The 12,028-nt window shown below is 64.7% G+C and carries 9 protein-coding genes; all 9 read left to right on the top strand.

Annotated features, from left to right (window positions below):
- The first annotated feature begins 214 nt into the window (after window positions 1–214).
- The 9 genes from KUV74_RS13675 to KUV74_RS13635 all read left to right on the top strand — a co-directional run bounded on the left by KUV74_RS13675 (window position 215) and on the right by KUV74_RS13635 (window position 12,009).
- On the top strand, window positions 215–1,474 hold the full coding sequence (locus KUV74_RS13675; protein WP_222516595.1) for a DUF2333 family protein: 1,260 nt from the start codon (window positions 215–217) through the stop codon (window positions 1,472–1,474).
- Window positions 1,475–2,282: 808 nt separating this feature from the next.
- Entirely contained in the window at window positions 2,283–3,455 is a 1,173-nt protein-coding gene (locus KUV74_RS13670; RefSeq protein ID WP_052704453.1) for a polysaccharide export protein, read from the top strand.
- 3 nt (window positions 3,456–3,458) lie between these two features.
- Window positions 3,459–3,899 (top strand): low molecular weight protein-tyrosine-phosphatase, encoded by a 441-nt coding sequence (locus tag KUV74_RS13665; RefSeq protein WP_045993980.1) that lies wholly within the window; start codon window positions 3,459–3,461, stop codon window positions 3,897–3,899.
- A gap of 43 nt (window positions 3,900–3,942) precedes the next feature.
- A complete protein-coding gene (locus KUV74_RS13660; protein WP_108448999.1) occupies window positions 3,943–6,207 on the top strand; it encodes a polysaccharide biosynthesis tyrosine autokinase in 2,265 nt (754 codons plus the stop codon).
- A gap of 32 nt (window positions 6,208–6,239) precedes the next feature.
- Window positions 6,240–8,048, top strand: a complete 1,809-nt coding sequence (locus tag KUV74_RS13655; protein WP_222516594.1) for an ABC transporter ATP-binding protein — start codon at window positions 6,240–6,242, stop codon at window positions 8,046–8,048.
- A gap of 122 nt (window positions 8,049–8,170) precedes the next feature.
- Window positions 8,171–8,794 (top strand): NeuD/PglB/VioB family sugar acetyltransferase, encoded by a 624-nt coding sequence (locus tag KUV74_RS13650; protein WP_222516593.1) that lies wholly within the window; start codon window positions 8,171–8,173, stop codon window positions 8,792–8,794.
- A 147-nt stretch (window positions 8,795–8,941) separates the two neighbouring features.
- A complete protein-coding gene (gene neuB / locus KUV74_RS13645; protein ID WP_108132863.1) occupies window positions 8,942–10,006 on the top strand; it encodes an N-acetylneuraminate synthase in 1,065 nt (354 codons plus the stop codon).
- 25 nt (window positions 10,007–10,031) lie between these two features.
- On the top strand, window positions 10,032–11,249 hold the full coding sequence (neuC, locus tag KUV74_RS13640) for a UDP-N-acetylglucosamine 2-epimerase (protein ID WP_222516592.1): 1,218 nt from the start codon (window positions 10,032–10,034) through the stop codon (window positions 11,247–11,249).
- Window positions 11,250–11,295: 46 nt separating this feature from the next.
- Window positions 11,296–12,009: a cytidylyltransferase domain-containing protein gene (locus KUV74_RS13635; RefSeq protein WP_222516591.1), complete on the top strand. Its 714-nt coding sequence runs from the start codon at window positions 11,296–11,298 to the stop codon at window positions 12,007–12,009.
- The last annotated feature ends 19 nt before the right edge of the window (window positions 12,010–12,028 follow it).

The raw sequence follows: 12,028 nt of genomic DNA, 5'->3' as shown, positions 1-12,028 counted from the left end.
GAATCCTTGTTGACGATGGGTGTGGAAGACGGGGCAAGGCGTGGCGGGATTCGCCTGACGTGTCAGACCCCGCTGTGTGACCGTGGAAGCGGGGCGGGGTTCCCGCGGACCCTGCGCTATGATCAGATGCAAGCGTATTCTACCACTGGCGCCGGCGCTTTCCCTCATTGGAGGCAGGGCTGGCCGGCCTTTGATGAACGACAAGGAGAGCGAAATGAGCAGTCGTCGACAGCGCGCCGAAAGGCGTCGTCAGGAGCTCGAGAACCCGCAGTACGGATGGATCTGGAAACCGCTCGCCGTGCTGCTGGTGCTTGCCGTGATGGTGGCGGTGGGGCTGGGGATCTGGTGGAGCCTGGCGCCGTCGCGCTTCGACGTGGAGACTGCCACCCAGGAGCAGCGCATCTCCGCGGCGCCGGCGGCCAGAGGCACCGTTACGGTCGCGACCCTGGCCACCCTGATCGATACCTTGCAGGACAAGCCCGGCGGGTACCTGCGAAATGACCTGATGCCGCCGGGACTGCTGCTCGACAATATGCCGTCCTGGGAAACTGGTGTGCTGGTTCAGGCGAGGCTGATGGCCGCCAGCCTGGCGGACTTCGACCCCGGCGCCGGTGAGTCGGTGAATACTCTGATCGCTGCCCTCGAACAGGACGCCGACGATTGGCTGGCCCCGTCCATGGAGGATCACCTGACCCAGGCGGGGAACTCGGCCCGCGCCTATCTGGCGCGTTTCGACGATGGGGTCGGCGCGTCCTTCGTCGATCAGGGCCAGGGCCTGGCGCTCTATCTGGACGCGGTGCGCCAGCAGTTGGCCTCGTTGCGGGAGCGGCTGTCATCCACGGTCAGCGACAGCGAGCGCTTGAAGGAACTGGGTATCGAAGTGGCACAGGACAGTCGAGTGCCCTGGTACCGCGTCGACAACGTGTTCCACGAGACCCGCGGTCAGACCTGGGCGCTGGGACACCTGCTCGAGGCGCTCGAGCGTGACCAGGCGGATCTGATCGCAAGCGCGGGCCTCGGCGACAGCTACGCCCGGGCGCTGGCCGAGATCGAGCGTATGCAACGTCAGTTCTGGAGCCCGGTGGTGCTGCGCGGCAGTGGCCTCGGCATCTTCGCCAACTATCCGCTGACCATGGCCCATCATCTGAGCCGACTCGACGGCGCCCTGGCGTCCCTGATCGATGGCCTGGGTGGCGCCAACGCTGCCCCGGAGGCTGCGACACCGCCGGTGACCGAGGTGACCCGTAGCCCCGACGATGAGGAGGCAGCGGAGTCAGCCGGCGTTGAGCAGAGTGATGAGAAGAGTGATGAGCAGGGTGGCCAGCAGGGCGCTGAAGCCAATAGCGGCGAGCAGGGCGCCGAAGCCAATAGCGACGAGCAGGGCGACGAGCAGAGCGACGAGCAGAGCGCTGAAGCCAATAGCGACGAGCAGGGCGCCAACCAGCAGCAGCCTGCCGAGCAAAGCGCCGAGTAGCAAGAGCCGAGTCAAGAGTCGAGTCAAAAGCCCCGAGCCGTGAACGGGGCCCAATGGCGGGGTGAGAGAGACCGGTTGCCGATTTTCTCCCTCGTCCTTGCCTGAATTTTCGCAAGCTACCATGCCCTCGTTGCCGAGGGCATTTTTTTCTCAGTTTGCTTCGTTCGCCCGGATACTTTTTGCCGCTCCGCGCTTTGGTAATTGGAGGCCTGGCGTCCCCCTGGCTGACGCGCCATGTCGCCAATGACTAGATGCGTCATCTCGGCGCATGAACCGAGGTTGCTGCAGCGATCACCTCGTCGTATCAGGAATCAGTGATCTGTCGCACTGCAATGGTGCGTCTGCGAAGGGCCCATGGTCGCGCTCTTTGCCCACATTCTCGATCCTGGTTTCTCAGTGCTTTTTTCGCACATTTCCAACCTTCTGATTCGGCTAAAGAAACACTTTCTCCACGGTAACTGTCCGCTGGCGCCCCCGACGTGTCCTCAAGGAACACGCAATTACAAGCGGAAACAGTCGCTCTCATGCTTCCGGGATACCGATATGGGGTTTGTCAGCCTGTGTACGCCAGGAATTTCGGACTGCCAGGACGGCGCGGCTATGCAATCGTACTGGCATAAATCGCAGTACCTGGCGGCCATCGAGTCTTCGAGCGTCGACGGGTGCTGCGGGCTGTCGGTGGTCGATCGTCTCGCAGAAGACGCAGCCTCGACGGTGACAATAACCATCTGTCTACGCGCAGGGCTTCAGGGATATGCCATCGATATCACCCTGGGGCGGTAGCGTGTCACACGCTCAGGGGGACGATATGGATAAGGTGAATCAGGCACACCAGTGGACAAGGGTCGTGGACGAGTCGCAACGATCGCCCGGCTGGCTGGCGGGTGCCGTCTTCGCAGTGCTGCTTGCGCTGACCGTGAGCGGTTGTGCCTATGCCCCTGGCGGGCATATCGACTACGAGACCGAGGCGCCGGACATCGATCATCTGGTCGACATCCAGGCCATCACCCCGGCATTGGTGGCGAACTTCCGCCAGAACGTCACCGGCGATATCGCCAGCACCATGCCTTCCTACCTCAAGGCCCAGTTGACGGACTACGAGTACCGTGTCGGGCCGGGTGATGTGCTCAACATCACCGTCTATGACCACCCCGAGCTGACCATCCCGGGGGGCGCCGAGCGCAGCCCCGAAGAGACCGGCAAGACGGTACAGCCAGATGGTCGCATCTATTTCCCCTATGTCGGACGTTTCCGAGTGGCCGGGCGGACGGTGGATCAGATACGCCGAACCCTCACCGGCATGCTGTCGAACTACATCACCGAGCCCCAGGTGGACGTCAACGTCGCCGCCTACCATTCCAAGAAGATCTACGTCAGTGGAGCGGTTGCCACCCCCGGCGCCCAGCCGATCACCACGGTCCCGCTGACCCTGGTCGATGCGGTCAGCCAGGCCGGGGGTCCATCGGAGACGGCCAACTGGCACGAGGTGGTACTCAATCGTGATGGCACCAGGGAGGTGCTGTCGCTGTACGCGCTGATGCGCCATGGTGACCAGACCCAGAACCGCCTGCTGCGCGATGGCGACGTGGTGCATATCCCGACCCTGGAGTCCGAGAACGTCGCGGTGCTGGGGCAGGTCAGGAATCCCGGCAATCTGGTGCTGGGCAACGAACGTATCACCCTGACCACCGCCCTGGCGCGAGCCGGCGGCGTCATCGAGACCACCGCCGAACCGTCGGGGATCTTCGTGATTCGTCCCAAGCCGCCGGGCGATGCCAAGCTTGCCACCGTCTATCAGCTTGATATCAGCAACGCCACCTCGCTGACCATGGGCACCCACTTCCCGCTGCAGCCCCAGGACGTGGTCTACGTGACGGCGGCCCCGCTGGCACGCTGGAACAACGTGATCAGCCTGCTGCTGCCGTCGGCACTGCTGCCCGGCACCATCGCCGACACCACCACCCGCATCGGCGAGATCTGATCGGTGCGTTTTGCCAGTGCGCTGGTGCTGTGTCGAGCGAACCTGTGTCGTAGTCCGCTCGGTGCGGCGCTGCTGCAGAGGCGGCTGCCCGCCATGGAGATTCAGTCTGCCGGGCTTTCTGCGGTGCGCGAAGGTGAAGCCGCGCCCGCAGAGGTGCAAGCGCTGGCCAGGGAAGCCGGGCTCGAGTTGAGCGCTCACCGCGCTCGGGTGGCAACGCCCGAGATGATCGCCAATCACGATCTGGTGCTGGTGATGAGTGCGTCCCAGCGCCAGGCGGTCAGTGAACTTGCGCCCTTTGCCACCGGCAAGACCCTGCTGTTTGCCCACTGGCTCGACGGGATCGATATCCCCGACCCTTACCGCAAGAGCCTGGACGCACACCGTCAGGTATTCGTGATGCTTTCCGATGCCGCCGACGCCTGGCACCGAAGGCTCGCGCCATGACCTCGTGTCGCCGCGCTCGAGGCCACCGACAGGACCTGCCGTCATGACCCAAATGTCACGCTTGCCTTCCGCTCCCGGCCGCGAGGATATCGACCTCGGGCGCATCCTGGGGCTATTGCTCCGGCACAAGTGGTGGATCCTCGCCGTCACCCTGCTGTTCGGAGCGGCAGGTTATGTGTCCGCCCTGCTCAAGCCACCCATCTACGAGGGCGACGCCCTGGTGCACGTGGAGCGTCGGGCCTCGGTCAGTCCGCTGGGGGACCTGGCCACGGTGATGGGAGAAGAGGAGAACACCTCGGCAGAGGTGCAGATACTGCGGTCTCGCATGGTGCTGGGGCGGGTGGTTGACCGCCTCGCCCTCGACACCCAGGTGTCGCCACGGCGTCTGCCGCTGGTCGGTGACTACCTGGTGCGTGAAGGGGTGACCCGAGAGGACCTGGCTGAGCTGGGCTGGATGACTGCTCCGCTTGGATGGCTCGAGCGGTTGATGCCCGAGGCATGGGATCTGAGCCATCTGGTGTGGGCAGGAGAGTCGCTGCAACTGGCGCGCCTCGAGGTCGCTGACTCCTATCGCGGCGCGGCCTTCCGCCTGGTGGCAGGCCGCGATGCCGGCTATCAGCTGTTTGGTCCTGACGGTGATCTGTTGGGTGTCGGTCGTGTCGGCGATACCGCAAGATTCGCCGGAGGCGATGTGGTGTTGAGCGTTCGCGAGATGACCGCAGCGCCAGGTGCCGAGTTCAGCCTGTCCAAGCGCCCCCAGGTGTCGGCCATCGATTCGCTGCTGGCTCGCTTGACGGTCACCGAGCAGGGCAGCGGCTCGAGCGCCAGCACCGGCATGTTGCGCCTGACCCTGACCGGCACCGACATCGATCGGGTGCGCGAGTCGCTGGATGTCCTGGCGGAAACCTTCCTGATGCAGAATGTCGAGCGGCAGTCGGCCCAGGCCGACCAGAGCCTGGCCTTTCTCGATGAGCAGGCGGTGGCATTGAAGGCCTCGCTGTCGTCGGCGGAAGATCGGCTCAATGCCTATCGCGTCGAGGTGGACAGTATCGACCTGGACTCCGAGGCGGCCTCGGTGGTCGAGCAGTTGATCTCGGTGGAGGAACAGCTCAACACCCTGGATTTCCAGGAAGCCGAACTGGTCCAGAGGTTCACCCGCAATCACCCCACCTATCAGGCGTTGATGCGCCAGCGCGGCATCCTCAACCAGGAGAAGGCCCGACTGGAGGAGCGTGTCAGCGAGATGCCCGAGTCCCAGCAGGAAATCGTGCGCCTGACCCGGGACGTGGAGGTGACCCAGGCGATCTATGTCAATGTGCTTAATCGTGCGCAAGAGGTGGCGGTCGCCAAGGCCGGCACCATCGGCAATGTGCGGGTCATCGACGATGCGTATGTGGATGACGATCCGGTGGCACCCAACGCCGGCCTGATGATGGCCCTGGCCACCGTTATCGGTGCCTTTCTGGCGGTGGCGGTGGTACTGGTGCGTGGCATGCTCAATCGCGGCATCGAGAGCCCGGACCAGCTCGAGGACCTGGGGCTGCCGGTGTACGCCACGGTGCCGCTTTCCGAGTTTCAGCAGCGCCTGGTCAAGCGGGTCAAGTATCGCAGCGACCGGCGCAGTCAGCCGGTGATCAAGGGCCTGCTGGCCCTGACTCAACCGACCGACATGGCCATCGAGGCGTTGCGTGGCCTGCGCACCAGTCTGCACTTCGCGATGATGGAAGCGCCCAACAACTGCCTGATGATCACCGGCCCCAGCCCCGAGATCGGCAAGAGCTTCATCTCGCTGAATCTGGGCGTGATCTGTGCCCAGGCCGGTCAACGGGTCCTGGTCATCGACGCCGACATGCGCAAGGGACACCTGCACAGCGCCTTCGGCGCCAAGGCCGAAAGTGGCCTGTCGGACCTGTTGTCGGACAAGAGCGAGGTGGCCGAGGTCATCCGCCAGACCGAGGTGGAAGGCCTCGACTATCTGTCGCGAGGCGCATGCCCGCCCAATCCTTCGGAACTGCTGATGCGCGAGCGTTTCACCACGCTGATGGAGCAGTTCAGTCGCGACTACGATCTGGTGATCGTCGATACCCCGCCTGTGCTGGCGGTGACCGACGCCGCCATCGTCGGTAACCGGGTGGGCACCAGCCTGCTGGTGACGCGCTTCAAGCTCAACCCGGTCAAGGAGGTCAGGGTGGCGCTCAGGCGCCTGGAGACCTCCAACGTCAGGGTCAAGGGCTGCATCCTCAACGCCATGGACCCCAGCGCCAGGCATGGTTACGGCTATGGTCACTATGTCTATGCCTACCAGTAAGTACGGCAGCGGCGACAACCAGGGACGGTGAGATGCTGACTGATCTGCGCGAACTCTACGGCCTGCTGACTCACCACCAGCGCCGGCAACTGCTGCGGCTGCAGGTGCTGGTGGTGGCGATGGCGCTGTGCGAGCTGCTCAGCGTCGCCTCCATCGCGCCCTTCATGGCGGTAGTGGGCGATCTGGAGCGTCTTGGCGGGGACGGCGTGATGGGCGAGCTCTATCGGGCCAGCGGTGCCGACTCGCCGGAGCGCTTTCTTCTATGGCTTGGGCTGGGGGTGCTGGGCGCGTTGTCGGTCGCCGCGGTGGTGTCGATGGTGACGGTGTGGCGGCTGGCGGTCTACGGCGCCACCGTCGGGGCGGAGCTGGGTTCCCGACTGTTCGCCCACTACATGCACAAGGACTGGCTGTTCCACGCCGGAGGCAGCAGCAGCTATCTGACCAAGCAGATCGCTCAGGAGTGCCAGCGAGTCATGCTGGGCGTCATCGATCCGTTGATGCAGATGAATGCCAAGGTGGTGCTGGCGCTGTTCATGTCGCTGGCCATCCTGATCTACAACCCCGCGGTGGCGCTGTGCGCCATGGCGTTGTTCTCGCTGGCCTACCTGCTGCTCTATCACACCGCCCGGCGTCGCCTGATGAGTAACGGCGAGGCGCTGTCGGCGGCCCAGGGCCAGCGCTTTCGGCTGATGGCCGAGGGATTCGGAGGGATCAAGGATCTGTTGCTGCTGGGGCGTCAGACCCAGCTGACCGAGCGTTTCGACCGGGCCAGTCGACGCTTTGCCCGGGCCCAGGGCACCAATCAGGCGCTCAAGCAGGCGCCGCGCTATGCGATGGAGGTGGTGGCCTTCGCCTCGGTGATCCTGCTGTTGTTCTACCTGCTCAAGACCCACCAGGGCGAGATGGCGTCGATGCTGCCGGTACTGGCGGTGTATGCCCTGGCGGGTTTCAAGCTGCTGCCGGCTTTTCAGCATATCTACGCCAGCGTCTCGAGCATCCGCGGGAACCTGCATGCGCTCGAGGAAATTCGCAATGACCTGCGGGCCAGCCATGCCCATGACCACCTTGAGCATGGCGGTGACTCGGCCCAGGGCGGCTCAGCCCTCAAGGCCCGGCGCGAGATTCGCCTCGAGGGGGTCAGCTTTCGCTATCCCGGCGCACGCTCTCCCGCGGTGGACGACGTCAGCCTGGTGATACCGGCCAATAGCGTGATTGGCCTGGTCGGCGCCTCCGGTTCCGGCAAGTCCACCCTGATCGATCTATTGCTGGGACTGATGCAGCCACAGCAAGGGCGCATCAGCGTGGACGGAAAGGTCATCGATGAGGCCAATCGTCGCCAGTGGCAGGACGCGCTGGGTTTCGTCTCCCAACAGCTCTATCTATGCGATGGCAGCATTCGCGACAACGTGGCCTTCGGTCTGGCCCCCGAGTGCATCGACGACGACCGCGTCGAAAGGGCGCTTCGGCTCGCCCACCTGGCCGAGTTCGTGGCCGAGCTGCCTCAGGGCATCGAGACCTTGGTCGGCGAGCGCGGTGTCCAGCTCTCCGGGGGACAGCGCCAGCGCATCGGGATCGCTCGGGCGCTCTATCACGAGGCCGAGGTGCTGGTGCTGGATGAGGCGACCAGTGCCCTGGACGGCATCACCGAGCGGCTGATCATGGATGCGATCCACGACTTCGCCGGTCGCAAGACCATCGTGCTGGTCGCCCATCGACTGACCACCGTCATGGCCTGCGAGTGCATCTACATGATGGAGCGTGGACGCCTGGTGGATCAGGGCAGCTACCGGGAGCTGATGTCGCGCAACGAGGTGTTCAAGCGAATGGCGCAGAGCGCCTGAGACGGGACTCCGGTAAAGCGCGCAAATGAGGGCACGGGTGAAGCGACGGACGAAGCGCTGGCGAAGTGACGGACGGAGTGCTGGTAAAGCGAACGCGCATCGATGAAGGGAGGCGGGCACCGATGAAGCAGTGCTTCGTGATCGGCGGCGGTGGCCACGCGCGGGTGCTGCTGCATGGACTGCGCGGGCTTGGCTGGCAGGTGGCCGGCTACGTGGCACAGGAGCCCTCGTCGGCCATGCCGGTCCCCTGGCTGGGGCAGGACCGTTGTCGACTGGCGTCGCCGGAAGGCCTGCCAGGCGTCGCCTTCCTGGGGGTCGGCATGGTCACCAGCGCGCCCTGGCGGCGCGCTCTGCTCGAGGCCTTTCTGGCGCAGGGATTCGACCTGCCGCCGTTGATCACGCACAACGCCATGGTGCATGACGACGTGAAGCTGGGAGACGGCAGCGTGATACTGGATGGTGCCGTGGTGGTCACCGGCAGTCGTCTGGGACGAGGCTGTCTGATCAACACCCGGGCGGTGGTCGACCACGACTGCGTGCTGGGCGACAACGTCCACGTCGCCTGCGGTGCCACGCTCAGTGGGGGCGTCAGGCTAGGGGCGGACGTGATGATCGGCACCGGAGCTAACCTGATCCAGGGGGTCGAAGTGTGTGCGGGGGCGGTGATCGGCGCCGGCGCCACCGTGGTAGGGGACGTAACGCGCCCTGGAGTGTATCTCGGGACGCCCGCGCGACGACGGCAATGAATGCGCCTGGCCGACACGCATCACCACAAGACGTCACAGCGAAAAGCGCCAGAAGGCGAAAAAATAATTAAAGCAGGTCTACGCAAAAAGCAGGTCTACGCAAACAGGGAAGGCGCTTCTGCCAAGAGGCGCAAGCAGGGGACACGAATGAGTCATTCTGAGGTTGTCGAGACCAGGAGGGTGGCATCGAGCCGCGCCGAGTCACCAGGCGTACAGGTGATCGCCGAAGCCGGCGTCAATCACAATGGGTGCCTGGATACCGCCATGGCGCTGGTGGACGCGGCACGTGAGTGCGGCGCCGATGCCGTCAAGTTTCAGTGGTTCAAGGCGGAGCAACTGGTGACCGCCGACGCCGCCCAGGCAAGCTACCAGCGAAAGGCCTGCCCGGAGGACGGCTCCCAGTACGCCATGCTCAAGCGCCTGGAGCTTGGCCTTGACGATTTTCGGCGATTGGCCCAGTACAGCCGTGACAGTGGCATCGAATTCCTGGCCAGCCCCTTCGACGAGGACAGCGTCGAGTGGCTGGCTGCGCTGGACGTCGGTTGCTTCAAGGTGGCCTCCGGGGAGTTGACCAATCTGCCGCTGCTTACACGTATCGGCGCCCAGGGCAAACCGGTGCTGTTGTCCACGGGCATGAGTTTCCTGGGGGAAATCGAAGCCGCCTTGGCGACCCTTTCGGCGGCGGGGGCCGGCGACGTTACGGTACTGCACTGCGTCAGTGAATACCCGGCGCCGGTGGATCAGATCAACCTCGCCGCCATGGATACCCTGGCCCAGGCCTTCGGATGCCCGGTCGGCTACTCCGATCATAGCGATGGCATCGATATCGCGCTGGCGGCGGTGGCGCGTGGGGCCGTGGTCATCGAGAAACACCTGACCCTGGATACCACCATGGCGGGGCCGGACCATGCTGCCTCGCTGGATCCTCAGGCCTTCCTGGCGATGGTGACCGCCATTCGTCGTATCGAGCAGGCCCTCGGCGATGGGCGCAAGCGCCCGGCGCCCTGTGAGCAGCCCCAGCGGGAGCTGGTGCGTCGCAGCGTGGTAGCCGGGCGCGATATCGACGCCGGCGAAGTGCTGGCGCAAGGCGATTTGCTGCTCAAGCGGCCTGGCAGCGGTCTGCCGGCCGCCGCACTGCCTCAGTTGATCGGTCGGGTGGCCAGACGCCGTATCGGTCGTGACGCCCTGCTGGACTGGGCGGATCTGACATGATGGCCTGGGCATGAGGGGGACTGGCATGACTCCGAGAAAGATCTGGGTCCTGACCAGCTCTCGAGCGGACTATGGGCTGCTCTACTGGTTGCTTCGGGAAATCAACGAAGACCCTGCGCTAGAACTGATGCTGGTGGCCAGCGGATCGCACCTGTCCACCGAGTTCGGCTCCACGGTCAGCGAGATCGAGCGCGACGGCTTTCGTCTGCATCGACGCCTCGAGATCCTGCTGGCGTCGGACTCGCGCAACGCCATGACCAAGGCCATGGGGCTGGCGCTGTTGAGCGTCGGCGATGCCCTGGTCGAGGACCGGCCCGACCTGGTGGTCCTGCTGGGCGACCGTTTCGAAATCGTGCCGGTGGCGTTGGCGGCGGTCACCCACGGTATCACCCTGGCCCACCTCCACGGGGGCGAGACCAGTCGTGGCGCCCTGGACGAGTACTATCGTCATGCGGTGACCAAGCTGGCCAACCTGCACTTTCCCGCCACCGAGGTCTACCGTCGGCGGATTCTGCAGATGGGGGAAGACCCCGGCCGAGTGTTTGTCCACGGCGCGCCGGGCATCGATCACCTGTACCGCAGCCGCACGCCGACCAGGGCAGTGCTTGCAAGGGCCCTGGACATGCCACTGGACCGACCCACCGCGCTGGTCACCTATCACCCGGTGACCGCGGGTACGGGCGAGGACGTGGAAGCGCTGATCGCGGCCTTGTCGCGTTTCGAGGATCTGGACGTGCTGGTGTGCAAGGCCAACGCCGACTGTCATGGACGCAGCATCAATGCCCGGCTGGCGCGCTGGTGTGCCGAGCGCCCCGAGGCCAGGCGTCTGGTCGACAGTCTGGGACAGCGTCTCTATCACGGCTGTCTCGAGCACATGGATGTGCTGGTGGGCAATTCCTCCAGCGGTCTGATCGAGGCGCCATCCTTCCGTCGGCCGGTGGTCAATGTCGGCAAGCGTCAGGACGGCCGCCTCAAGGCGGCAAACGTGATCAATGTCGAGGCCTCGGAGGAGGCCATCGCCAAGGGCATCGAGACCGCCCTGAGCGAGACCTTCAAGCGTTCGCTGGGCGCCCTGAGCAATCCCTATGACCCCTTCGAGGATGGAGCCGCCTCGCGGCGAATCAAGAACACCTTGAAACGGGTCAAGCTGGATGCCGGCATCCGTGAGAAGTGGTTCTTCGACATCGACGAGGTGTCCCCTCTGGGCGGCACCTCTTCTCCGACCAAAGGCCTGATGGGCTGACCTTCGTCGCTTCGATAACGACCCTAACAACCTTCAGGAAATGAAGATGACACCAGTGTCCGAGGCGGCAATGTCGGTGACGGCGGTGATACCGGCGCGGGGCGGCAGCAAGTCGGTGCCGAGAAAGAACCTGAGGCCGCTCGGCGGACGCCCGCTGCTGGTCTGGTCGATCGAGGTGGCACGGCAGGTGATGGCGATCGATCGGGTGATCGTGAGTACCGATGATGACGAGATTGCCCAGGTGGCCCGCCGGCATGGCGCCGAGGTGCATCGTCGGTCGGCGCATCTGGCCACCGACGAGGCGCTGGTGATCGACGCCATCCGCGAACTGTTCGATGAGCTGAACCAGGGCGGCGAGGCTCCCGAGGTGATGGTGCTGCTGGAGCCCACCTGCCCCTTGCGCAGTGCCCAGGATGTGGCCGAGTGCCTGTCGCGTCTGGTGGTGCAGGGGCTGGATTCGGTGGCCACCTTCAAGGCTGCCGAGGTCAATCCTCACCGTACCTGGCGGCTGGATGCGCGGGGCCGGCCCACCGCCTTTATCGACGGCAGCGATCCCTGGCTGCCGCGACAGGCGTTACCCATGGCCTATCAGCTCAATGGTGCCGTCTATGCCTTCCGTCCCGATCGTCTTCCCGAGGATGGCAAGGCGTTGCTGTTCGGGCGCAGTGGCGCGGTGATCATGCCGGCGGAACGCTCGGTCGACATCGACCGCGAGCACGACTTCGTCATCGTCGAAAGCCTGTTGAGGAGAGCACGTTGAGGATAGCCCGTTGTACAGC

The organism is Halomonas sp. DP1Y21-3, assembly GCF_019801245.1.
Classification (GTDB): domain Bacteria; phylum Pseudomonadota; class Gammaproteobacteria; order Pseudomonadales; family Halomonadaceae; genus Halomonas; species Halomonas litopenaei.
This window is presented reverse-complemented; position numbering and strand designations above follow the sequence as displayed.

Coding starts and splice junctions, on each gene's coding strand:
- KUV74_RS13675 (WP_222516595.1), top strand. CDS start 215: ATGAGCAGTCGTCGACAGCGCGCCGAAAGGCGTCGTCAGGAGCTCGAG.
- KUV74_RS13670 (WP_052704453.1), top strand. CDS start 2,283: ATGGATAAGGTGAATCAGGCACACCAGTGGACAAGGGTCGTGGACGAG.
- KUV74_RS13660 (WP_108448999.1), top strand. CDS start 3,943: ATGACCCAAATGTCACGCTTGCCTTCCGCTCCCGGCCGCGAGGATATC.
- KUV74_RS13655 (WP_222516594.1), top strand. CDS start 6,240: ATGCTGACTGATCTGCGCGAACTCTACGGCCTGCTGACTCACCACCAG.
- KUV74_RS13650 (WP_222516593.1), top strand. CDS start 8,171: ATGAAGCAGTGCTTCGTGATCGGCGGCGGTGGCCACGCGCGGGTGCTG.
- neuB (WP_108132863.1), top strand. CDS start 8,942: ATGAGTCATTCTGAGGTTGTCGAGACCAGGAGGGTGGCATCGAGCCGC.
- neuC (WP_222516592.1), top strand. CDS start 10,032: ATGACTCCGAGAAAGATCTGGGTCCTGACCAGCTCTCGAGCGGACTAT.
- KUV74_RS13635 (WP_222516591.1), top strand. CDS start 11,296: ATGACACCAGTGTCCGAGGCGGCAATGTCGGTGACGGCGGTGATACCG.